This window comes from Cellulosimicrobium cellulans, assembly GCF_042723955.1.
GTDB lineage: Bacteria > Actinomycetota > Actinomycetes > Actinomycetales > Cellulomonadaceae > Cellulosimicrobium > Cellulosimicrobium cellulans_H.
This window is the reverse complement of the sequence record NZ_JBHXIC010000071.1, coordinates 1-23,205: the sequence shown is the minus strand read 5'-3', so window position 1 is coordinate 23,205 and position 23,205 is coordinate 1. Positions and strand designations below refer to the sequence as shown.

At 74.2% G+C, this 23,205-nt stretch carries 19 protein-coding genes; 2 read left to right on the top strand and 17 right to left on the bottom strand.

The annotated features are described in order from the left end of the window. Window positions 1–50: 50 nt before the first annotated feature. A complete protein-coding gene (gene aceB, locus ACFWH7_RS16405) occupies window positions 51–1,802 on the bottom strand; it encodes a malate synthase A (RefSeq protein ID WP_378217927.1) in 1,752 nt (583 codons plus the stop codon). A gap of 140 nt (window positions 1,803–1,942) precedes the next feature. After that, entirely contained in the window at window positions 1,943–3,367 is a 1,425-nt protein-coding gene (gene aceA, locus ACFWH7_RS16400; protein WP_378217925.1) for an isocitrate lyase, read from the bottom strand. A gap of 178 nt (window positions 3,368–3,545) precedes the next feature. Between aceA and ACFWH7_RS16395 the strand changes: the two genes are divergently transcribed. Further along, complete coding sequence (locus ACFWH7_RS16395) at window positions 3,546–5,039, top strand: helix-turn-helix domain-containing protein (protein WP_378217929.1); 1,494 nt, start codon at window positions 3,546–3,548, stop codon at window positions 5,037–5,039. A gap of 66 nt (window positions 5,040–5,105) precedes the next feature. Here ACFWH7_RS16395 and ACFWH7_RS16390 read toward each other — a convergent pair whose 3' ends face one another. From ACFWH7_RS16390 to ACFWH7_RS16325, 14 genes are all read right to left on the bottom strand, one after another. Then, a complete protein-coding gene (locus tag ACFWH7_RS16390) occupies window positions 5,106–6,866 on the bottom strand; it encodes an alpha/beta hydrolase (protein ID WP_378217923.1) in 1,761 nt (586 codons plus the stop codon). A gap of 66 nt (window positions 6,867–6,932) precedes the next feature. Next, window positions 6,933–8,138, bottom strand: coding sequence for an acetyl-CoA C-acyltransferase (locus ACFWH7_RS16385; RefSeq protein ID WP_378217921.1), 1,206 nt, complete (start codon window positions 8,136–8,138; stop codon window positions 6,933–6,935). Next, window positions 8,135–9,292, bottom strand: a complete 1,158-nt coding sequence (locus ACFWH7_RS16380; protein WP_378217919.1) for an alpha/beta hydrolase — start codon at window positions 9,290–9,292, stop codon at window positions 8,135–8,137. Before ACFWH7_RS16380 ends, ACFWH7_RS16385 begins: the two co-directional genes overlap by 4 nt. Beyond that, window positions 9,289–9,993: a CoA transferase subunit B gene (locus ACFWH7_RS16375; RefSeq protein ID WP_378217917.1), complete on the bottom strand. Its 705-nt coding sequence runs from the start codon at window positions 9,991–9,993 to the stop codon at window positions 9,289–9,291. Before ACFWH7_RS16375 ends, ACFWH7_RS16380 begins: the two co-directional genes overlap by 4 nt. A gap of 3 nt (window positions 9,994–9,996) precedes the next feature. Then, complete coding sequence (locus tag ACFWH7_RS16370) at window positions 9,997–10,881, bottom strand: CoA transferase subunit A (protein ID WP_378217915.1); 885 nt, start codon at window positions 10,879–10,881, stop codon at window positions 9,997–9,999. Next, the gene (locus tag ACFWH7_RS16365; RefSeq protein ID WP_378217913.1) at window positions 10,878–11,894 is read right to left on the bottom strand and encodes an alpha/beta hydrolase; all 1,017 of its coding nucleotides are present in this window, start codon (window positions 11,892–11,894) and stop codon (window positions 10,878–10,880) included. Before ACFWH7_RS16365 ends, ACFWH7_RS16370 begins: the two co-directional genes overlap by 4 nt. After that, window positions 11,891–12,685 carry a 3-hydroxybutyrate dehydrogenase gene (locus tag ACFWH7_RS16360; RefSeq protein WP_378217911.1) on the bottom strand — a complete coding sequence of 265 codons (795 nt, stop codon included), beginning with the start codon at window positions 12,683–12,685 and terminating at the stop codon, window positions 11,891–11,893. Before ACFWH7_RS16360 ends, ACFWH7_RS16365 begins: the two co-directional genes overlap by 4 nt. Then, the gene (locus ACFWH7_RS16355) at window positions 12,682–13,380 is read right to left on the bottom strand and encodes a TetR/AcrR family transcriptional regulator (RefSeq protein WP_378217909.1); all 699 of its coding nucleotides are present in this window, start codon (window positions 13,378–13,380) and stop codon (window positions 12,682–12,684) included. Before ACFWH7_RS16355 ends, ACFWH7_RS16360 begins: the two co-directional genes overlap by 4 nt. Then, on the bottom strand, window positions 13,377–14,990 hold the full coding sequence (locus ACFWH7_RS16350) for a class I adenylate-forming enzyme family protein (RefSeq protein WP_378217907.1): 1,614 nt from the start codon (window positions 14,988–14,990) through the stop codon (window positions 13,377–13,379). The genes ACFWH7_RS16355 and ACFWH7_RS16350 overlap by 4 nt, the downstream gene beginning before the upstream one ends. Beyond that, window positions 14,987–16,144 (bottom strand): branched-chain amino acid ABC transporter permease, encoded by a 1,158-nt coding sequence (locus ACFWH7_RS16345; protein ID WP_378217905.1) that lies wholly within the window; start codon window positions 16,142–16,144, stop codon window positions 14,987–14,989. The genes ACFWH7_RS16350 and ACFWH7_RS16345 overlap by 4 nt, the downstream gene beginning before the upstream one ends. Then, window positions 16,141–17,016, bottom strand: a complete 876-nt coding sequence (locus ACFWH7_RS16340) for a branched-chain amino acid ABC transporter permease (protein ID WP_378217903.1) — start codon at window positions 17,014–17,016, stop codon at window positions 16,141–16,143. Before ACFWH7_RS16340 ends, ACFWH7_RS16345 begins: the two co-directional genes overlap by 4 nt. After that, on the bottom strand, window positions 17,013–17,792 hold the full coding sequence (locus tag ACFWH7_RS16335) for an ABC transporter ATP-binding protein (RefSeq protein ID WP_378217901.1): 780 nt from the start codon (window positions 17,790–17,792) through the stop codon (window positions 17,013–17,015). The genes ACFWH7_RS16340 and ACFWH7_RS16335 overlap by 4 nt, the downstream gene beginning before the upstream one ends. Further along, entirely contained in the window at window positions 17,789–18,565 is a 777-nt protein-coding gene (locus ACFWH7_RS16330; RefSeq protein ID WP_378217899.1) for an ABC transporter ATP-binding protein, read from the bottom strand. The genes ACFWH7_RS16335 and ACFWH7_RS16330 overlap by 4 nt, the downstream gene beginning before the upstream one ends. A gap of 1 nt (window position 18,566) precedes the next feature. Beyond that, window positions 18,567–19,781 (bottom strand): substrate-binding domain-containing protein, encoded by a 1,215-nt coding sequence (locus ACFWH7_RS16325; protein WP_378217897.1) that lies wholly within the window; start codon window positions 19,779–19,781, stop codon window positions 18,567–18,569. 259 nt (window positions 19,782–20,040) lie between these two features. Here ACFWH7_RS16325 and ACFWH7_RS16320 point away from each other — a divergent pair, with 259 nt between their 5' ends. After that, entirely contained in the window at window positions 20,041–21,522 is a 1,482-nt protein-coding gene (locus tag ACFWH7_RS16320; RefSeq protein ID WP_378217895.1) for an extracellular catalytic domain type 1 short-chain-length polyhydroxyalkanoate depolymerase, read from the top strand. Window positions 21,523–21,567: 45 nt separating this feature from the next. On the opposite strand, the gene nhaA is transcribed toward ACFWH7_RS16320, so the two are convergent. Beyond that, on the bottom strand, window positions 21,568–22,884 hold the full coding sequence (gene nhaA, locus ACFWH7_RS16315) for a Na+/H+ antiporter NhaA (protein WP_378217893.1): 1,317 nt from the start codon (window positions 22,882–22,884) through the stop codon (window positions 21,568–21,570). Window positions 22,885–23,205: the final 321 nt, after the last annotated feature.

Genomic DNA, 23,205 nt, shown 5'->3' with positions numbered 1-23,205 from the left:
TCTTCTCGCTCACCCCCACCCCCCCCTCTCTCGCCCTCGGCGAGGTACCGCTACGGCTGGTCGGAGTCCGAGCCCACCAGGAACTGCGAGTACGCGCCGATGGTGAGGAACGTGGGGAAGTCCTCGGCGAGCGCGACGGCGCGGAACACGTGTGCGGCGTCGTCGATCCGGTTGCCCGGGAGGCGCGGCAGGTCGTCGACGATCTCGGCGAGCAGCGCCTCGACGCGATCGCGCGTGATCGGCACGCCGTTCTCCGTGCGCGTGCCGGACGCGATCCACTGCCAGACCTGCGACCGCGAGATCTCGGCGGTCGCGGCGTCCTCCATGAGGTGGTCGATCGCGGCCGCACCGACGCCGCGCAGCCACGACTCGAGGTACCGCACCCCGACGGACACGTTCGAGCGCAGCCCCGCCGCCGTGACGGTCGCCCCGGCCCGACGGGCCGACCCGATGTCGAGCAGCTCGTGCTGGCCCACGCGGACGTCGTCGCGCTGCCGGGAGACCTGGTTCGGCGCGTCCCCCAGCACCGCGTCGAACTCGGTGCGCGCGACCTCGATGAGGTCGGGGTGCGCGACCCACGTGCCGTCGAACCCGTCCGTCGCCTCGCGACGCTTGTCGGCCCGCACCTGCTCGAAGGCGCGCTCGGTGACGTCCGGCCGGCGCCGGTCGGGGATGAAAGCGCTCATCCCGCCGATCGCGTGCGCGCCGCGCTTGTGGCACGTCGCGACGAGCAGCTCGGTGTACGCGCGCATGAACGGGGCGGTCATGGTGACCTGCGCGCGGTCGGGCAGCACGTACGAGTCGCCGCGCGTGCGGAACGCCTTGATCACGGAGAACAGGTAGTCCCACCGCCCGGCGTTGAGCCCGGCGCAGTGGTCGCGCAGCTCGTGGAGGATCTCCTCCATCTCGAACGCCGCGGGCAGGGTCTCGATGAGCACGGTCGCGCGGATCGTGCCCTGCGGCAGCCCCAGGTACTCCTGGGCGAGCACGAACACGTCGTTCCACAGCCGCGCCTCGCGGTAGCCCTCGAGCTTGGGCAGGTAGAGGTACGGTCCGCGGCCGCGAGCGACGAGCTCGCGCGCGTTGTGGAACAGGTACAGCCCGAAGTCGACGAGCGACGCCGACGCCGACACGCTGACCCCCGCCCGGTCGACGTACCGCATGTGCTTCTCGATGAGGTGCCACCCGCGCGGACGGAACACGATCGTCGGCAGGTCGGTGAGCGTCGTCGAGCGCAGGCGGTACTCCTTGCGGTGCTCGCCCGAGCCGGTCGTGTGCTGCAGCGTCCCGCGGATCGCGTCGTGCAGCGCGAGCTGGCCCTCGATCACGTTGCGCCACGTGGGGCTGGAGGCGTCCTCGGCGTCCGCGAGCCACACCTTGGCCCCGGAGTTGAGGGCGTTGATCGTCATCTTCGGGTCGGTCGGCCCGGTGATCTCGACGCGGCGGTCCTCGAGGCCGGGTGCGCCGGCCGAGCCGGCGACGCGCCACGACGGGTCGTCGCGCACGGGCCGCGTCGCGGCGCGGAAGTCGGGGTCGATGCCGTCCGCGACGTCCTGCCGGCGCTGCTGGCGGTCCATGAGCAGCTCGTGACGGCGGGCCACGAACCGGTCGTGCAGGAGGGTGAGGAAGTCGAGCGCCTCGGGCGTGAGGATCTCGCGGTAACGCTCGCCCAGCGTGCCGGTGACGCGCAGGGCGCCCGACGGCGTGGGCCGGGCCGGCCGCTCGGGGCGCGGGCCGCCGTCGGGCACGGTCCCGGACGGACCGGAGGTCGGGGGAGAGGTGGTCGTGGTGAGGGTGCTCATGGCGTGCTCCGAAGGTCGATGTCGCGAGGGAGGACCGCGGTCCGCCGAGCAAGAACCCTGGTCTCGCGAGGTAGTACCGGGGTGCTGACCCTGGTACTACCTCGCGGGACTGCGGTACTACCTCGCGGGAGGGGGAGGGCTTAGTGGAACTGGGCGGTCTCGGTGGACCCGGCGAGCGCGAGGGTGGCGGCGTCGGGGTTGAGAGCCGTGGCGACCCGGTCGAAGTAGCCGGTGCCGACCTCCCGCTGGTGGCGGGTGGCGGTGTAGCCGTCGGCCTCGGAGGCGAACTCGGCCTCCTGGAGCTCGACGTAGGCGGACATCGCGCGCTCGCCGTAGCCGCGCGCGAGCTCGAACATGGAGTGCGAGACGGCGTGGAAGCCGGCCAGCGTGATGAACTGGAACGCGTAGCCCATGGCGGCGAGCTCCTTCTGGAAGCTCGCGATCTGGGCGTCGTCGAGGTGCTTCTTCCAGTTGAACGACGGCGAGCAGTTGTACGCGAGCTTCTTGTCCGGGTACTGCGCGTGGATCGTCTCGGCGAACGTGCGCGCGAGCTCGAGGTCGGGCTCGCCCGTCTCGACCCAGATGAGGTCGGAGTACGGCGCGTACGCGAGGCCGCGCGCGACGACCGCGTCAAGGCCCGGGCGCACGCGGTAGAAGCCTTCCGAGGTGCGCTCGCCCGTGAGGAACGGCTGGTCGCGCTCGTCGACGTCGGACGTCAGCAGGTCCGCGGCGAGCGAGTCCGTGCGAGCGATGATCACCGACGGCACGCCCGCGACGTCGGCGGCGAGGCGCGCCGCGTTGAGCGTGCGGATGTGCTGGCTCGTGGGCACGAGCACCTTGCCGCCGAGGTGGCCGCACTTCTTCTCCGACGCGAGCTGGTCCTCCCAGTGCACGCCCGCGGCGCCGGCGGCGATCATCGAGTGCATGAGCTCGTACGCGTTGAGCGGGCCGCCGAACCCGGCCTCCGCGTCGGCGACGATCGGGGCGAGCCAGTCGCGGCGCGGCTCGTCGCCCCCCGAGCGCTCCGCCGTCTCGATCTGGTCCGCGCGCAGGAGCGCGTTGTTGATGCGGCGCACGACGGCGGGCACGGAGTTGGCCGGGTAGAGCGACTGGTCGGGGTAGGTCTGGCCGGACAGGTTGGCGTCGGCCGCGACCTGCCACCCGGACAGGTAGATGGCCTTGAGGCCCGCGCGCACCTGCTGGACGGCCTGGTTGCCGGTGAACGCGCCGAGCGCGGCGACCCACTCCTCGGTGTGGATCTGCTCCCAGAGCTTCTCGGCGCCGCGGCGCGCGAGCGTGTGCTCCTCGCGCACCGAGCCGCGCAGCGCGACGACGTCCTCCGCGGTGTAGTCGCGCTGGAGGCCGGCCCAGCGCGGGTCGGTCGCCCACTGCTCGGCGATCTCGGCCGCCGTCTGGGTCTGGTCGCCGGGGCGCGGACCGTCGCTTCCGGCGCGATCCGGGGTGCGGCCCGCGACGTCCGCCGTCGTCGCGACGGCGCCGAGCGGACGGGCGCCGCCCGCGTACTCGGACGGGGAGCGGCGGCTGACGATGGTGGGCCTGTTCACGGTGCCTCCTGGTGGTGCGCCGGTCCGCGCTGGCGGGCCGGACGGGCCGGTCGGTGGACCTCGGCGAGGTCCGTGCTTCGACCTTCCTCCCGCCGACGACCCCGTCTCAAGCCAGATCGAGCGAAAGAATCGCACTTCTTCTCTTGTGCGGAAGGAGTGGCGCGTGTCACTCTCAGTCATGGCTATCCCGACGACGCGACCGGCCGGAATCGCGGAACATGCGGAAATCCCGCTCGAGAGCGAGCCCGACGCCCTGACGATCGGACGCCGGATCCGGCACCTCCGCACCGCACGGGGCCTCACGCTCGACGAGCTCGGCGCCGCGATCGGTCGCGCGCCGTCCCAGGTGTCGCTCCTGGAGAACGGCAAGCGCGAGCCCAAGTTCGCCCAGCTCCAGGCCGTCGCGCGGGCGCTGGGCGCGAGCCTCGACGACCTGCTGTCGCCCGAGGCGCCGTCCCGCCGGGACGCGCTCGAGATCGAGCTGGAGCGGGCGCAGCGCGGTCCGCTCTTCGACGCGCTCGGGCTGCGCCCGGTGCGGGTCGGCAAGTCGCTTCCCACCGACGCGCTCGAGACGATCGTGGCGCTGGAGCGCGAGCTCCAGCGCCTGCACACCGAGCGTGCGGCGACGCCCGAGGAGGCGCGCCGCGCCAACGCCGAGCTGCGCGCGACGATGCGCGCGCAGGACAACTACTTCCCCGAGCTCGAGGACGCGGCGGCCGGGCTGCTCGACGGCGTCGGGCACGCGGGCGGCCCGCTGCCCCAGCGCGTCGCGGCGGACCTCGCGGCGCACCTCGGCTTCACGCTGCACTACGTGGGCGACCTGCCGCACTCGACCCGCTCGGTGCTCGACCTGCGGCACCGCCGCGTCTACCTGCCGAGCAACGGGATGCGTGGGCGGTCCAACGCGACGTCGGCGCTGCTCCAGGCGCTCGCGCCGCACGTGCTCGGCCACGCGGAGCCGCGCGACTACCGCGAGTTCCTGCGCCAGCGGGTCGAGGCCAACTACCTCGCGGCGGCGCTCCTGCTGCCCGAGCGCCACGCGGTCAAGGCGCTGCGGGCCGCGAAGGACGCGCGCGAGATCTCGATCGAGGACCTGCGCGACGCGTTCGCCGTGTCGTACGAGACGGCCGCGCACCGGTTCACGAACCTCGCGACGAAGCACCTCGGCATCCCGGTGCACTTCATGAAGGTCCACGAGTCGGGTGTCATCCACAAGGCGTACGAGAACGACGGTGTGCGCTTCCCGGCCGACCCGCTGGGCGCCGTCGAGGGGCAGTACGTGTGCCGGAGCTGGACCGCGCGCACGGTGTTCGCGGTCGAGGACCGGCTCAGCCCGTTCAGCCAGTACACGGACACCCCGAGCGGCACCTACTGGTGCACGTCGCGCGTGCAGGCGTCGGCGGACGGCGAGTTCTCGGTGAGCGTGGGCGTGCCGTTCGCGCACGTGAAGTGGTTCCTGGGCCGCGACACGACCGAGCGTCTGGTCTCCCGCTGCCCCGACGGCGCGTGCTGCCGCCGCCCGCCGGACGCGCTCTCCGACCGCTGGGCCGGCCAGTCGTGGCCGAGCGCCCGACCGCACGCGTCGATGCTCGCCGCGATGCCGACCGGCGCGTTCCCCGGCGTCGACACGACGGAGGTCTACTCGTTCCTCGAGGCCCACGCCCCCCGCTGAGTGCTGGGTATCTGTCGTCTCCGAGGCATCTCGGCGACAGATCCCCAGCACTCACGGCGGCGGGCGTCAGCCGATCGAGCCGCCCTCGGTCGGCGCGTCCATCGCGTCCTTGAGGCGTGTTGTGTCGGCGTCCGACCAGCCGTCAGGGGCGTGCAGCGCGGCGAAGCCGTCGGCGTACTCGAGGTGGTAGACGTGGCCGTGGCCGGGCGGGATGTCCGAGGCGGCCGCGACGAACAGGTCGCCCGTGAGCTGCCAGAACGTGACGAACGGGTACCACCGCACGTCGCCCAGCACGTCGGGCCCGCGCGGCTCGCGCAGCCAGTCGGGCTCCGACCACAGCGTCTCCGGTCCCCACCAGGTGACGCCGTCGGACGCGTGCTGGAGGTAGACGACGCGCGGCTCGTCCCACCGGGGGCCTGGGCCCCAGAGGTCCGCGACCCCGGTCTCGACGGGGTCGCCCCAGCGGACCTGCCGGCCGTCGTCGAGCACGGGTGCGTACTCGAGCGACCCGGGATCGCGCGCGTCGGTGAGCTCGCGCCACATCGGCGTGAACCCGGGCGTCCCGGTGAACATCGCGCCGTCGGAGCGGGCCTCGACGTCCTGGACGCCGCTGAACGCGCCCTGCATGCCGAACGACCCGAGCGAGATGCCGAACGCGAGCAGGCGCGGGCGGGCGTCCTCGGGGAGCTCCGACCAGCGCGCGTACACCGCCTCGAACAGGGCCTTGCCCGCGGCGGGCGGTGTCGAGCGGTCGCCGACGAAGCTGATCCAGCTCGGCAGGTACGAGTACTGCATGCTCGCGATCGCCGTGTCGCCACCGTGCATGAGCTCGAGCGCCTCGACCATGCCAGGGTCCACCCAGCCCGTCCCGGTGGTGGTCGCGACGACGAGCACGGAACGGTCCCAGGCGTCGGTGCGGTCGAGCTCGTCGACGACGCGCGCCGCCGTGGCGTCGAGGTCGCCGTCGGGATCGAGTCCCGCGTACGCGTGGATCGGCTCGCGCACGTCCGCGGGGTCGACGACGTCGCCCGCCTGGGCGAACGCGCGCAGCTCGTCGACGGTCGGGCCGGACACGACGAACTTGCGACCCTCCGCGCCGAGCGAGTCCCACGTCTGGGGGGACGCGTCCGACCCGGACCGCTCGGGCTGGGCCGGGGGCGTCAGGCGCGGGTCGACGTCGGCGTTGGCGGTCGCGTAGATCGAGTTCAGCGCGTTGAGCGCACCCGACCAGATGACGCCGTTGAACACCAGGACGACGACCACGGCGACGACGACGCCGCTGACGAACCGGGCCACGGGCGCGGGCACGACGTTGTCGACGACGAGGCTGAGCCAGCGCGCGAGGCGCCGCAGACCGCGGCCCACCTGGAGCACGAGGAGCGCGACGGCGAGGGCCACGAGCAGCGTGACGACCTCGCGCCCGGGCACGTCCTCGGACATGCCGAACAGGTGCCGCAGCTCGATCTGGCGGCGTGCCCCGAGGATCAGCGCGAGCGGCACGAGCACGGCCGTCGCTCCGGCGAGCACCCACCACGCGACCCGGCTCGCACGGGCCGTCCAGCGGATCCGGAGCCCGACCTTGAGCGCGAACCACTCGACGAACGCCCCGACGCCGTAGCCGCCGACCGCGCTCACCCCGGAGATCACCGCCTGGTAGTACCAGGCGCGCGGGATGAGCGACGGCGTGAACGACAGGCCGAACCACAGCAGCGCGAGCACCAGCCCGGTCGCCGAGAACCGCCGCAGCCACCGTCCCCAGACACCGTGCCGGGGCCGCTGCTCGTCGACGGGCTCAGGGGCGCGGGTCTCCGTCACGGTGGGCTGCACATCGCGAGCGTAGGCGAGGCACCCCGAACCGTCCCCTCGAACCGGTCGCGCCCTCGCCGAGTGCGGTCACGCCTCCAGGAGCAGCGCCTCGCCCTGGCCCCCGCCGCCGCACAGCCCGACGGCGACGCGCCCGCCGCCGCGGCGCGCGAGCTCGTGCGCCGCGTGGACCGCGAGCCGGGCACCGGACGCGCCGATGGGGTGGCCGAGCGAGATGCCGCCGCCGTGCACGTTGACGACGTCCGGCGAGACGCCGAGCACGCGCGTGGACACCGCGACGACGGTCGCGAACGCCTCGTTGATCTCGACGAGGTCGAGATCCTCGACCGTCCACCCGGCCCGGTCGAGGGCCTGCTGGATCGCGCGCGCCGGCTGGGAGTGCAGGGACGTGTCCGGGCCGGCGACCTGCCCCCACGCCCGCACGGTCGCGAGCACGGGCGCGCCCGCGGACTCGGCCCGGGCGCGGGTCGTGAGCACGAGCGCGGCCGCGCCGTCGGAGATCTGCGACGCGTTGCCCGCGGTGATGGTGCCCTCGGGGTCGAACGCGGGGCGCAGGCGCGCGAGACCCTCGGCGGTCGTGTCGGGGCGCACGCCCTCGTCGTCGCGCACCTCGACCGGCTCGCCCCGGCGCTGCGGGACGCTCACGGGCGCGAGCTCGGCGTCGAACAGGCCGTCCTTCGCCGCGGCCGCGGCGCGCTGGTGCGAGGCCGCCGCGACGGCGTCCTGCTCCTCGCGCGAGACGAACACGTCGCCGGTGTTGGTGCGCTCGGTCGCCACGCCCATGGAGGCGCGGTCGAACGCGTCGGTGAGCCCGTCGCGCGCGACGGCGTCGACGAGCGTCGCGTCCCCGAACGCGAACCCGGCGCGCGACCCGGGGAGCAGGTGCGGCGCGTTGGTCATGGACTCCTGGCCGCCGACGAGCACGACCTCGGCCTCGCCGGAGCGGATCATCCGCGTGCCGTCGATGACGGCCGTCAGGCCGGACAGGCACACCTTGTTCACCGTCACGGCGGGCACGTCCCAGCCGATGCCGGCACCGGCGGCCGTCTGGCGCGCGGGGTTCTGCCCCGCCCCGGCCTGGAGCACCTGGCCGAACACCACGGCGTCGACGGCGTCCGCGCCGAGCCCCGAGCGCTCGATCGCGGCGCGCGCGGCGACGGCGCCGAGCTCGACCGCGGTCAGCGCGGCGAGCGATCCCTTGAGCCGCCCCTGCGGGGTGCGGCCGGCGGCGACGACCACGACGTCGGCAGGGGAGTGGGGGGTGGTGGTGCTCACGGCTGGACCTCCAGGGGTGCGGACGGCGGTGTCTGCGCGGGCGCCGGGGGTGTGGCGTCCGCTCGTGCGGCGGCGGTGTCGACGACGGCGACGGCACCGCCGACCAGCCCGAGCAGGAGCCCGAGGAACACGTCCGGCTCCTCGAGGTGGGGGCTGTGCCCGACGCCGGGCCGCACCTCTTCACGGTACCGCCCGCCCGCGGCCGCGTAGGCGTCGAGGACGGCCCGCGTCTGGGCGACCATCGGCTGCGGCGGGTGGGTCTCGGCGCCCGGCCAGCCGGGCACCGCACCGAGCGCTCCGAGCTGTGCGAGGTCGAACAGCGAGGCGTCCGAGACGATCGCGTCGGCGTCGCCGCGCACCCACAGCACGGGTGCCGTCGCGCCGGACGCCGCGAAGCCCGAGAGGTCGCAGTACTTCGCGCTGATCGCGTTGTTCATGCCGCGCGTCCCGGGCGCCACGCCGGGCCACGTGCCCGACGGCGTCTGGTCGCCCGGGTAGTTGCCGTCGCCGGTGCGCGTCGAGAGCACGGAGTCGAGCAGGAGCTCCTCGAGCGCGCCGCGCGGCTCGCCGAGCGCGGCCGGGTCGGCGACGTAGAACCGGCGCAGCACGTCGCGGGGCGACCCGGCGTCCTCGCTGCGGTCGCCGGCGGCGAGCGCCGCGACGAACGCGGGGTTCGCCGTCCCGCCGCCCGAGCCCGCGAAGTCGGGGGAGAGCGGCGTGCCGTCGACGTCGCGCGTGCCGCCGAACCCGTACGGGGACATGGGCGCCTCGAGGAGGACCGCGTCGAACAGGTCGGGCCGGTCGGTCGCGAGCTGGAGCACGACCCCCGCCCCGGCGGAGTGCGCGACGGCGACGAGCGGGTGCGCGAGGTCGAGCGCGTCGACGACCGCCGCGACGTCGTCCGCGTAGTCCCGCACGCCGCGCGTCGCGTCGACGGGGCGGACCTCGGCGTCGCCGTACCCGCGCAGGTCGACGGCGACGCCGCGCACGTCGGCGGGCAGCGCGCGCAGCAGCGGGTCGAAGAACGCCGACGACGAGCAGTTGCCGTGCACGAGCAGGACCGTCGCGCGCGCCTCGCCGTCCGGGGCGGCCTCGCGCACGTGCTCGCGCCCGCGCGGGGTCGGGACGTCGCGGCGGCGCACGTCGCGCGTCACGACGGCGTCCCCGCGGCCTGCGTGGACGGTCCCGGACCGGCGTCGGCCACGTCGAGCGGCGCGTCGTCGAGCGCGACGACGAGGTCGGGCTCGGTCGCGGCGCGCACGTCGTCGACGCTCACGCCGGGCGCGGTCTCGCGCAGCACGAGCCCGTCGGGCGTCACGTCGATCACGGCGAGGTCGGTGATGACGCGGTGCACGACCCCGCGCCCGGTGAGGGGCAGCGAGCACGAGCGCAGGATCTTGGGCGACCCGTCGCGCGCCACGTGCTCCATGAGCACGATCACGCGGCCCGCCCCGTGCACGAGGTCCATCGCGCCGCCGGGGCCCTTGACCATCTTGCCGGGGATCATCCAGTTGGCGAGGTCGCCGGTCTCGGAGACCTGCATGCCGCCCAGGATCGCGGCGTCGATCTTGCCGCCGCGGATCATGCCGAAGCTCAGCGCCGAGTCGAAGAACGCGGCGCCCGGCAGGACGGTGACCGTCTCCTTGCCGGCGTTGATGAGGTCGGGGTCGACGGCGTCCTCGGTCGGGTACGGCCCGACGCCGAGGATCCCGTTCTCGGACTGGAGCACGAGGTGCTTGTCTGCGGGCACGTAGTTGGGCACGAGCGTCGGCAGGCCGATGCCGAGGTTGACGTACCAGCCGTCCTGGAGCTCGCGCGCGGCGCGCGCGGCCATCTCGTCGCGGGTGAGCGGCATGTCTCAGCCCTCCTTCGTGCTGGTCGCGGTGCCCGACGGCGCGGGCGCGGGCTGGTTGGTCGCGGTGGCCGGGCGCACCGTGCGGCGCTCGATGCGCTTGGGCGCGTCGGGGCCGACCTCGACGACGCGGTGCACGAACACGCCGGGCAGGTGCACCTCGTCGGGGTCGATCTCGCCGGGCTCGACGAGCTCCTCGACCTGCGCGACGCACACGCGGCCCGCCATCGCGGCCAGCGGCGAGAAGTTGCGAGCGGACCGGTGGAACACGAGGTTGCCGTGCCGGTCGCCGCGCAGGGCGTGCACGAGCGCGAAGTCGGTGGCGATCGCGTCCTCCAGCACGAACTCGGCCTCGTCGGCGTACGACCCGTCGCGACCGCGCGGCCCGACGCCGAACGTGCGCACCTCCTTGGGCGCGCTCGCCTGCGTGACCCCGCCCGCGCCGTCGTACCGCTGGGGGAGGCCGCCCTCGGCGACCTGCGTCCCGACCCCCGTGCGCGTCCAGAACCCGGCGATGCCGGCTCCGCCCGCGCGCAGCTTCTCGGCGAGCGTGCCCTGCGGCGTGAGCTCCAGCTCGAGCTCGCCCGAGAGGAACTGCCGCTCGAACTCCTTGTTCTCCCCGACGTACGAGCTCGTCATCTTGCGGATGCGGCCCGCGCCGAGCAGCACGCCGAGACCCCAGTCGTCGACGCCGCAGTTGTTGCTCACGACCCACAGGTCGCGCGTGCCCTGGGCGAGCAGCGCCTCGATGAGCGCGATGGGGTTGCCGCACAGGCCGAACCCGCCGACGGCGAGCGACGCGCCGTCGGGCACGTCCGCGACGGCGTCGGCCGCCGACGCCACCACCTTGTCCAGCCCGGTCCCTCGTGGGGACGTGATCGTGGGGCTCATGCCGTGACCTCCTCGTCACTCGCCGGTCCTGCTCCGTCGCTCGTGACGGCGGCCAGGGCCCGCAGGGTCTCGCCCGCGACGGCCTCGACGCCGGGTGGGCTCATGATGATCGTGTAGTGATTGATACCCGCTACGTCGCGGGTGCGCAGCCCCGGCAGCCGTGTGCGCCACGCGGCGAGGTGCTCGGGGGAGTAGAGGGCCTCGGGCTCGTCGAGCAGGCCGCGCGGTGCGCGCAGGAGCACGACCGGGACGTCGAGCGTGCGGTCGCCGGTGAGCGCGTCCGCGAGCGGGCCGCCCTCGTAGAGCTCGAGCGAGTCGGCCGAGACCGCCGCGCCCGACGACGCCGGGCGCAGGGTGGGCGCCTCGCCGACGAGGTCGTAGTCGACGTAGCCCGCGACGACGTCGCCCCACGGCTCCTCCCACGCGCTCGCGAACGCGGGGTGCGCGCGCCAGAAGCCGCGGTACTCCTCGCGGTCGGCGAACGTGCGCTCGAGCCGCTCGACGGCGGGACCGAGCAGGGCGCGCAGGACCTCGTCGTGCGTCGCGTCGGGCGCGAGCCCGGTCGGCGGCGGGAGCGGGATGCCGCCGTCGACGAGCACGAGCCGCGAGACGCGGCCGGGGTAGCGGTGCGCCAGCACGACGGACACGAACGCGCCCATCGAGTGCCCGAGTGCGACGACGCTCTCGATCCCCAGCGCGTCGAGCACGGTGGCGAGGTCGTCGGCGTGCGCGCCCATGCCGTACGGGCCGGGCAGCGTGTTGCTGCGCCCGCGACCGCGCAGGTCGGGCGCGACGACGCGCACGCCGGGGAGGGCCGCGACGACCGCCGGCCACGCGCGGTGCGACGCGGTGATGCCGTGCACGGCGAGGACGGTGGGGACCGGGTCGTCCGCGGTGACGGGGTCCCACACGCCGACCCGTAGCCGTCCGCCCGCGACGGGGACGTCGAGCGTCGCGTAGGTGTGGGTCGCGGCGGTGACGTCGCGCGCGGCCGCCGTCGTGCGCGCGCTCACCGCGCGCTCCAGCCGCCGTCGATCGTCCAGGACGCCCCCGAGACCATCGACGCGTCCGGGCCGGTGAGCCAGCCGACGAGCGACGCGACCTCCTCCGGCTCGACGAGCCGCTTGACCGCGGACTCGGCGAGGAGCACGGTCGCGAGCACCTCGGACTCGGGGATGCCGTGCACGCGCGCCTGGTCCGCGATCTGCTTCTCGACCAGCGGCGTGCGCACGTACCCGGGGTTGACGCACACGCTCGTCACGCCGTGGGGGCCGCCCTCGAGCGCCGTCACCTTGGACAGGCCCTCCAGGCCGTGCTTCGCGGACACGTACGCCGACTTGAACGGCGACGCGACGAGGCCGTGCACGGACGAGACGTTGACGACGCGCCCGAACCCGCGCGCGTACATCCCCGGGAGCGCAGCGCGGACCAGCAGGAACGGCGCCTCGAGCATGATCGCGTGGAGCAGGCGGAAGTCGTCGGGCCGGAAGTCCTCGATGGGGCTCACGCGCTGCACGCCCGCGTTGTTGACGAGCACGTCGACGTCGAGCGTGAGGTCGTCGAGCGCGCGCGTGTCGGCGAGGTCGACGACCCACGCCTCGCCGCCGAGCTCGTCCGCGAGCCGCTTCGCGCCGTCGGGGTCGACGTCCGCGACGGTCACGTGCGCGCCGCGCGCGGCGAGCTCGCGCGCGCACGCCGCGCCGATGCCGCTCGCGCCGCCCGTGACGAGCGCGCTGCGCCCGGCGAGCGTGGGGGCGCCGGGTCCTTCGGCAGCGCCAGCAGGGACGGTGGCGGTGACGGTCATCGCGCGTCTCCTTCGGGGTCGGTCGTGGTCGCGGGTCCGGTCCCGGTCGATGGAGCGGGCCGCGGCGCGGCGAGCGCGCGCTCGATGAACTGCATGGTCTGCTCGAAGACGTGCGGCGGGACCTCGGCGGCCGCGGTGTCGTACGACGGCGGCTCGGCGCTCTCGTCCCAGCGCCCGCCCCACAGGACCCAGCGCATCCCGACGATCTCGCCGATGCCCATGAGCGCCCACGCGGCGACCTCGGGGTCGACGTCGTGGCCGACCTCGCCGTTCGCGCGCGCCTTGTCGAGGCCCGTCATGTAGCCCTCGACGATGCGCGAGTAGTGCCGGCGCAGAGCGCCGGGGGAGACGAACTCGGCCTGCCGCACGATCCGGTAGAGCGCCGGGTGCTCGGCGGTGAAGCGGAAGAACGCCTCGAAGCCCGCGCGCTCGGCGGCGAGGCGGGTGTCCGCCTGCGAGCTCGCCTCGATCATCGCGTGCCGCACGCGGCGGTTGAGGTCGTCGACGAGCTCGTCGAACACGTCGATCTTCGACTCGAAGTACAGGTAGAACGTGCCCTGCCCGACGCCCGCGGACTCGGTGATCTTCACGATCGACGCGTCGTGGTACCCGACCTCGGCGAACACCTGCTCGGCCGCGGCGAGGATCTTGGCCCGAGTGCGGTTGCCGCGGGCGGTGCGGGGCTGGGTGCTCATGAGTCCTCCGGGACGGTCACGCGCTCGGCGAGCGAGCGGCGCGACACCTTGTGCAACGACGTGCGGGGCAGGGACGGGACCAGGTCGAAGCGGCGCGGGACCTTGAAGTGGGCGAGCTCGCGGCGGCAGAACGACTCCAGGTCCTCGGCATCGGTGGGGTAGCCCGCGCGCGGCACGACGAACGCCGCGCCGACCTCGCCCCACCGGTCGTCGGGGACGCCCACGACCGCGACGTCCGCCACGCCGGGGTGGCGCCGGAGCACGGTCTCCACCTCGGACGGCGTGACGTTCTCGCCCCCGACGATGAAGACGTCCTTGATCCGGTCGACCACGCGGTAGTACCCGTCGGCGTCGCGCTCGACGAGGTCCCCGGTGCGGAGCCAGCCGTCGTGCAGCACGTCGGCCGTCGCGGCGTCGTCGCGGAAGTACCCGGCGAACACCCCGGGGCCGCGGACCAGGAGCTCGCCGGACGCCGGCCCGTCGAGGTGCTGACCGGTCACCGGGTCGGCGACCGCGACCTCGACGTGCGGGTACGGCGTCCCGGCCGACCCGATGCGCTCGCGCGCCTGGTCGTCGGGCAGGCACAGCACGTTGGGCCCCGCCTCGGTGAGCCCGTAACCCTGCGAGAGCGCGACGCCGCGCCGGTGCCACGTGCGCAGCAGCGGCTCCGGCATGGGCGCGCCGCCCACGACCGCGTGCCGCAGGGACGACAGGTCGGCGTCGGCGAACCCGGGGTGCTCGGCGAGCAGCAGGTAGTTCGTGGGGACGCCCATCGTCGTCGTGACGCGGCGCTCGGCGACGAGCTGCAGCACGCGCTCGGGCTCGAACGTGCGCTCCAGGACGACCGTCGCACCGGTCCACCACGCGAGCAGCGGCTGGATGTTCCAGCCGCCCGCGTGGAACTGCGGCAGCACGCTCAGCACGACGTCGTGGCTCGTGAGCTCGACCGTGCGCGACAGCGAGAGGTTGGTCCAGAAGCAGTTCGCGTGCGTGAGCAGCGCGCCCTTGGGCGTGCCCTGCGTGCCGGACGTGAAGACCAGCAGCAGCGGGTCGTCGTCGCGCACGGGACGACGCTCGGGGGCCGGCACCGTCGCGGCCCGACCGGCGCCGCCTGCGTCGTCCGCGCGATCGGTCAGCACCGGTCGGCGAGACGGCGCGGGGACGCGCGCCTCGACGCCGCTGCGGCCGAGCTCGGCGCGCCGCGGCGGGAGGACGAGCCGGTCGAGCGCGGCGTCGGCCAGCGCGGAGAACTCCTGCTCGACGAGCACGAGCGCCGGGTCGGCCTGCTCGAGCTGGGCCGCGAGCTCGCCGGGCGACAGGCGCCACGACAGCGGCGCGAGCACCAGTCCCGCCTGCGCGCACGCGAAGAACAGCACGACCTGGTCGGCGCTGTTGCCGGTCACCGTGGCCACGCGGTCGCCGACGCCGTAGCCCGCGTCGCCGAACGCCGTCGCCAGCGCGCTCGCGCGCTCGTGCAGGTCGCGGTAGCGCAGGGTCACCCCGCGGTCGTCGACGGCGACGCGGTCGGGCGTCGCGAGCGCGCGGTCGCGCGTCCAGCGTCCGAGGGTGTGCAGGCCGTCCTGCGCGCCGGGCCGGTGCTGCGTCGTCATGCCACCTCCTCGAGGCGCTCGCGGGCTTCCTCCCGATCCTCCCGCGGGCGGCGGCGCGCGGCCAGGCGCGACGCGGCCCCGGCGATGCCGCCGGGCAGGAACATCACGACGAGGATGAACAGCGTGCCGAGCAGGAACAGCGGCTCGCTGAGCGGCACGCGCAGGACGGCGGGGAGGTCGGCCACGGCCGCGGAGCTCGCGAGCGTCCCGAGCCGCTGGTCGAGGATCGTGTAGAGCACGCCGCCGACGATCGCGCCCCACCGTGACCCCACGCCGCCGAGCACGACCATGACCAGGAGCGTGAGCGTGAAGTCGGCGGACGTCGCGCGCGGCACGGCCCCGGACTGGAGCAGCAAATAGGCCATGCCGACGACCGTCGCGAGCGTCGCCGCGAGCACGAACACGAGGAGCTTGACGAGATAGGGGCGCCCGCCGATGACGCGCACGCGCATCTCGTTCTCGCGCGTGGCCGCCGCGACGTGCCCGGCGCGGGAGCGCTCGACCCACAGCACGACGAGGTAGACGCCGACGAGCACGGCGAGAGCGAGCCAGTAGAGGTTGCGCGTGTTGAGCACGCCGACGAACGCGTCGGGGACGTTCCCCGTCGCGAGCGCGAGGCCCTCCTCGCCGCCCGTCGCGCCGCCGGGGTTGCGGCGCACGAGCACGTTGCCCGCCTGCGCGAACGCGAGCGTCACCATGGCGAACGAGATGCCGGTGACGCGCAGCGAGATCGCGCCGACGACGTGCGCGAGCACGATGCCGCCCACGAGCACGAGCGCCGCGGCGGGCAGGAGCGGGATCTCGGTCGTGTCGAGCACGATCGCGAGCCCGTAGACGCCCGCCGCGAAGTACAGGGCGTGCCCGAAGCTCAGCAGCCCCGCGACGCCGAACAGCAGGTGGTAGCTCAGCGCGAGCGCGCCGATGAGCCAGCACAGCGCCATCATCTGGAGAGCGCCGGGCGTGTAGGTGGGGCCGGGCAGGACGCCCGGGACGTGGATCGCCAGCAGCGGGAGGCACGCGAGCAGCGCGACGAGGGCGACGCCCGCGAGCGTGCGGACGAGGGTGCCCGACGGCGCCCGGCGGGCAGGGCGGTCGGCGCGCGTCGCGTCGCCGGCAGAGGCGGCCGGGGCCGGGGGAGCGGTCTGGGTGGTCATGCGGCTGCCCTCCCGAGGAGGCCGGTGGGACGGACGAGGAGCACGAGCGCGAGCAGCAGCACGACGATGAGGTCGCCGTAACCGAGGTAGTAGTTCGCGAACTGCTGGAGCACCGCGACCAGGACGGACGCGACCGCCGCGCCGGTCAGCGACCCGAGGCCGCCGATCACGGTGACGATGAACGCGAAGATGAGCAGCGACCCGCCCAGGTGCGGCGAGACGTACCCGAAGTACTGCGACGCGAGGACCCCGCCGAGGCCCGCGGCGGCGCCGCCGACCGCGAACACGAGCGTGAACGCCTTGCGCACGTCGATCCCGAGCGCCGTGACCATGGAGCGGTTCTCGACGCCCGCGCGGATGATGAGCCCGTACCGGGTGCGCTTGAGGAACAGCACGATCGCGCCGAGCACGAGCGCCGCCGCGGCGATCGCGACGAACCGGTCGTTGGGCACCGGCGCGCCCGCGAGGTCGGTCGTGCCCTTGAGCCAGGCGGGCCCGGAGATGAACTCGGGGTCGGAGCCCCACATCCCCTCGAACAGCGCGACGGACGCGAGCGAGAGCCCGACCGTGACGAGCACCTGCTCGATGTGCCGCTCGTAGAGCGGGCGGATGAGCAGCAGCTCGGTGAGCGCCGCGGCGCCCGCCCCGACGACCGCGCCGGCGACCAGCGAGAGCGCGAACACGCCCCACGAGTCCGCCCCGAGCGAGCGCGCGACGAACCAGCCGCCGAACGCGCCGAGCGTGAGGAACGAGCCGTGCGCGAAGTTGAGGACGCCCATGAGCCCGTAGATGAGCGACAGGCCGGACGCGACGAGGAAGTACAGCGCCCCGAGGCCGAGCCCCGTGACGAGGAGGAGGACGATCGTGCTCACCGGGCCACCGCCCCTTCGGTTCCGTGGTGGTCGACCTCGGCGTGCACGCCGAGGAGCTGCTGGACGCGGTCGGGGTCGTCGAGGAGCTCGCGCGCCGGGCCGGTGTGCACGACGCGGCCCGCGTCGATGACGACGACGCGCTCGGCGAGCCGCTCGATGACCTCGAGGTTCTGCTCGACGAGCAGGATCGGCACGGTCCTTGCCGCCTCCGCGAGCGCGTCGGCGACCTCGCCGACGATCCGCGGCGCGAGGCCCTTGGTCGGCTCGTCGACGAGGAGCAGGCGGTTGGCGTTGAGCAGGGCGCGCGCGAGCGACACCATCTGCTGCTGACCGCCCGAGAGCGTGCCGGCGCGCTGCGCGGCCCGCTGCACGAGGTCCGGGAACAGCTCGGCGACGAGCTCGCGCCGCGGGTGCGCGTCGCGCTCGGCGAGCCGCAGGTTCTCCGCGACCGTGAGTCCGGCGAACACCTCCCGGTCCTCGGGTACGTACCCGACGCCGCGGCGCACGATCCTGTCCGTGCGCTCGCCGTCCACGCGCTCGCCCGCGAGCAGCACCTCGCCGCGGCGCTCGATCAGTCCGAGCACGGCCTTGAGGGTCGACGTCTTGCCGACGCCGTTGCGCCCCAGCACTGCCGTGACGCCCGTCGACGGGACCGAGAACGTCACGTCCTCGACGACCTGCTGGCCCGCGATGCGCGCAGACAGCCCGCGCACCTCGAGGACGGGCGCGTCGCCCTCCGCCGCGGGGTGGGCGGTGCCGTTGCTGCTGCCGTTCATGCTGCCTCTCCTGCCGTGACGCCCAGGTAGGCGCTCTGCACCGTCGGGTCCGCCATGACGGCGTCGGGGGTGTCGCACGCGAGCAGCTCGCCGTGGTGCATGACGGCGACACGGTCGACGAGCCCCAGGACGACGTCCATGTGGTGCTCGACCATGAGCACCGTGCAGCCGGTCGCGTGCAGGTCGCGGATGACCTCGACGAGGCCGGGCACGTCGGCCGACGACACGCCCGCCATGGGCTCGTCGAGCAGCACGACGCGCGGCTCGGTCGCGAGGAGCACCGCGATCTCGAGCTTGCGCTTGTCGCCGTGGGACAGGTCGCCCGCGGCGACCTCGGCGCGGCGCGTGAGCCGCACCGTCTCGAGGTGCCGGTCCGCCTCCCGCGTCGCGGCGTCGCCACGGCGCGGGAAGCGCAGCACGGACAGGGCGCCGCCGAGGCGCCCCTGCGCGGCGAGCCGCACGTTCTCCCGGACGCTCAGGCGCGGGAACAGGCTCGACGTCTGGAACGTGCGGCCCAGCCCGGCGCGGGCGCGCGCGGCCACCGACGTGGTCGTCACGTCCGCGCCCTCGAGGAGCACCGACCCGCTCGTCGGACGGTGGATCCCCGAGACCAGGTTGAAGAGCGTCGTCTTGCCCGCGCCGTTGGGCCCGATCACCCCGAGCATCTCGCCCTGCCCGACGGCGAGGCTCACGCCCTGGAGGATCCGCGCCCCACCGATCTGGAGCCCGAGGTCGCGGACCTCGAGCGCGGGAAGGGTGTGCGGCTCGCCCACGTCAGCCCGCCTCGGCCGGTGCGACGTCCTCGCCCGGGACCTCGGCGACGAGCTCGGGGACCCAGGCGTCGCCGTCGGCCACGAGCTTGACCTGGTACATCGGCTGGACCAGCGCGTGGTCGGACGCGCGGACCGTCGTCGTGCCCTTGGGGCCGTCGAAGCTCCAGCCCTCGAGCGCGTCGACCATGGCCTCGACGTCGTCGCCGCCCTCCTCGATCGCGTGGACGATCATCTGCGCCGCGACGAAGCCGTCGGGCGTGAAGAGGTCCGCCTGCTTGCCGGCCTCCTCGACCGACGCGAGCATCGCGGCCTCGACCTCGGTGCCTGCCGCGCCGGGGAAGTAGTGGTTGAGGAAGTCGACCTTGCTCGCCGCGCCGCCGTACGCGCCGTAGGTCGCGACGTCGCCGAGCCCGGTGACGACGGTCGTCGAGTCGAGCACGCCCTGCTGGTCCAGGCCCTGCCACATCGCGCCCGACGTCGCCCCGGCCCACGCGACGAACACGAGGTCGGGGGCGGCGTCGACGATCTGGTGCGCGAACGGCGTGAACTCCGTCGCGTCCTCGGGCACGAGCACGCTCGTCACCTCGGCGCCCTGCGCGCCGAGGACCGCCTCGACCGCAGCGAGGTTGCCCTGGCCGAACGCGTTGTCCTGTGCGAACACGACGACCTTCGCGCCGTCGGGGTCGACGAACGTTCCCGCCGTCGCGACGTCCTGGAGCGACTGGCGCCCCGAGCGGAACGTGTAGTCGTTGATGCCCGTGAGCGCGTCGACCGCGGCCGGGCCGGAGATGTAGAGGACCTTGTTCTGCTCGGCCTGCTCCGCGAGCTTGAGCGCCACGCCGGACACGACCGTGCCGCCGAGGATCTGGTAGCCCTTGCCGATGAGGTCCTTCGCCTGGCCGACGGCCTTGTCCGGGTCGCCGCCGTCGTCGTGGAAGGTCACGTTGACCGGACGGCCGTCGACCTCGCCCGTGCCGTCGGTCGCGTAGTCGAGGCCGGCCTGGAAGCCCTCGTAGTAGGCCTCGCCGTAGGCCGCGAGCGGCCCGGTCTTGGAGTAGATGATGCCGACGTCGACCGGGTCGGCGCTCGCGCTGCTCTCGCCTCCGGTGCTGTCGCCGCCGGTCGCGTCGGTCGGCGCGCACGCGGCGAGCACGAGGCTCGCGGCCGCGAGCGCGGCGACGGCGAGTGCCGGCCGCTGGGACTTCTTCGTCCGCATGACTTCGCCCTTCGTTGGGTGGTCCTGGGGGAGCGCCACTCAAACATGAGAGGCGATTCAGGTTGCGGGAATCATGGATCCGCGACCGACGCGGTGTCAACCCGCGCGGGTCACGATCCGGCCACGGGGTTCACGAGCGGATGTTGACAGGTGATTCAGGTCACACGTAGCGTCCGGTTCGCCCGGGTCCGGCGCGCAACGGTGCGCGCCGCGGCGCGCCCCAGCGCCGACGAGGCCCGACCTCGACGTGGAGGTTCAGATGGTCAGGCACTCCCTCAGGCGCCGCGCTCGGCTGGCAGCGCTCGCCCTCGGCACGGCGCTCGCCGTCGTGCTCGCGCCGCTCGTCACGGCGCCCGCGTCCGCGGCCGGCTCCTGGTCCCAGCGCTCGGCGGGCGGCATGACGGTCGAGCTCTACCGGCCGACGACCGAGCCGGCCCTCGCCGGCGGTCGGGCGCTCATGATCTCGCTGCACGGCTGCGTCCAGACCTCGCAGGTGCTCAAGAACGGCGGGAACTGGGCCGCGACCGCCGACGAGCACGGCATGGTCGTCGCGATCCCCGCCGCGCCGAACGGCGGCGTGCTGCTCGGGTGCTGGGACTACTACGACACCAACCACAGCCGCACGAGCCCCGCGCGGCACGACGACAACCTGCTCGACCTCGTGTCGACCCTGCTCGCCGACACCTCGCTCGGCATCGACCCGGACCAGGTCTACGTCAGCGGGCTGTCCTCCGGCGGCGGCCAGGCGATGGTCATGGGCTGCCTCGCGCCCGACGTGTTCGCCGGCGTCGGGATCGCGGCCGGTCCGACGGTCGGGACGACGTCGGGCCAGATCGGGAGCGTCGCGACGTCGCTCGCGCAGGCGCGCTCGACGTGCCGGACGTTCGCTGGCACGCACGCGGCGGACTTCGGCTCGCAGGTGACGTCCGTCGTGTTCGGCAGCTCCGACACGACCGTCGCGACCGGGTACGGGACGCTCAACGCCCAGGTCATGGCCGACCTCTACGGCGCCGGGACCACGTCGTCGTTCTCGCTCGCCGGGCTCGCGGGGACGAACACCGCGGGCTCCGGCTCGCTGTGGTCCGACGCCGACGGCCCGCGGGTCTCGCTCATCCGGAACACCGGTCTCGCCCACGCGTGGCCCGCGGGCGGCGGCCCCGGCGGGTCGTACGTGTCGACGAACAGCGTCGACTACCCGGCCTACCTCACCGACTTCCTGTTCGCGAACAACCGCCGGGTCGACCGCGACCCCGGGACGGGGCCCGACCCGGACGTCGTCGCCCCGACGGTCGCCATCACGTCGCCGGCCGCGGGCGCGAGCGTGACCGGGACGGTCCGGGTCGAGGTCGCGGCGTCGGACGACCGCGGCGTGGACCGCGTCGAGCTGAGCGTCGACGGCGAGCCGCTCGCGACGCTGCGCACCGCCCCGTACGCGGACGACTGGGACACGACCGCGCTCGGTGCGGGCACGCACGTGCTGGCCGCGCGCGCGGTGGACGCCGCGGGCAACGCGACGACGGCCCAGGCCACCGTCACGGTCCAGGCCCCGAGCGGGCCGTGGTGCGGGACTGCGACGAACGCGCAGCACAAGGCGGCTGGACGTGCGATCTCGTACGGCGTGAATCCCTACAACCCGTACTACGCGGTCGGCTCCCTCGCCTATCTGGGACAGGGCGACGCCACGGTCACCACGCTTCGGGAGGTCTCGCCGGGACGCTTCGAGGCGGCGTCGAGCTGCTGACGCGCGCCGGCCGCGGCGAGGTGGGTCCTCGCCGCGGCCGGGCCGTCAGTGCTCCTCGCGGTCCTTCTCGTCGCCGATGAGGTCCAGGACGCCGTCGGGCAGGTCGTCGCGGTTCATGTCGTCCGTACGGGCACGCCGCGCGTCCCAGCGCAGGGCGAGGGCCCCGAGCACGGCGGCCAGCGCGGACGCCCCGAGGATGGCGATCTTCGCGCCGTCGGTGTGCTCCGCGTCGGGGAACGACAGCTCCGCGACGAGGAGCGACACGGTGAAGCCGATGCCCGCGAGAAAACCCACCGGCAGCAGGTCGCGCACGCCGATCCCGGGGGCGAGGCGCAGCCGCGTGAAGCGCGTGACGAGCGCGGTGACGCCCAGGACCCCGACGAGCTTGCCCAGCACGAGGCCGAGCACGATGCCGAGGACGACGGGCTGGGTGAGGACCTCGCCCACAGGCGTCTCGCTGCCGACGATCGAGACGCCGGCCGCGAAGAACGCGAACACCGGCAGGGCGATCCCCTGCGAGATCGGTCGCACCGCGTGCTCGAGCTGCAGCGTGCGCGACGTGGACTCGCCGTGCACGGCGAGAGCGGGGACCGTGAAGCCCAGCAGCACCCCGGCGACGGTCGCGTGCACGCCCGACTCGTGCATGAACGCCCAGGCGACGACCGCGACGGGGAGCAGGAACCACCAGCGCGGGCGGCGCGTGCGCACGAGCACGCCGAACAGCGCGACCGCGACGAGCGCGAGACCCAGGTAGCCCCACTGCAGCCCGTCGGTGTAGAAGACCGCGATCACGACGATCGCGAGCAGGTCGTCCACCACGGCGAGCGTCAGGAGGAAGGTGCGGATCGCGATCGGCAGGCCCCGCCCGAACACGGCGAGCACCGCGAGCGCGAACGCGATGTCGGTCGCGGTGGGGATCGCCCACCCGTGGAGCGCGCCCGTGTCGCCCGCGACCACGAGCACCGTCGCGAAGATCACCGCGGGCACGAGCATCCCGCCTACCGCGGCGAGCATGGGCACACCGGCCTGCCGAGGGTTGCGCAGGCTCCCGGCGACGAACTCCTGCTTGAGCTCGACGCCGACGACGAAGAAGAAGATGGCGAGCAGGCCGTCAGCCGCCCACGTTGCGAGCGTGAGGTCGAGGTGCAGCGGGGCCGACGGTCCGACGACCGTGCTGGACAGCGTGAGGTAGGACTCGCGCCACGGAGAGTTCGCCCACAGCAGCGCGAGCAGCGCCGCGCCGATGAGCAGCGCGCCGCCCGTGGTCTCGCGGCTGACCCATCGGCGCAGGCGGACTCGCGCTGAGGGGCGGTCGGTCCGTGAGGCGGGGTGGGTGCCAGAGGGCGGGGTGGCGTGGGTCATCGTGCTCCTGGGGTCGCTGTCGTGTCGCACGGGCCGCGGAAGCGAGACCGTGGCCGACCAGACTTCCCGGCACACCGTCCTCGATTCTACGGGGACATACCCCTCGCTGCCGACGTGCCCGGCTCGTGGTCATCCTCCCGAGATAGAACCCTGGTCGCGCGAGATAGAACTCTGGTTGCGCGAGGTAGAACCGTGGTTCTTGGGTTCGATGGCGTGTGGCTGGGTTGGGTGGGCGGGGTGGGTGGTGGTGCCGCGTCTACCAAACCCCCCCGCGGGCGGGCGGGGGCCGCCCGCCCCCCCCCCCCCCCCCCCCCCCGCCCC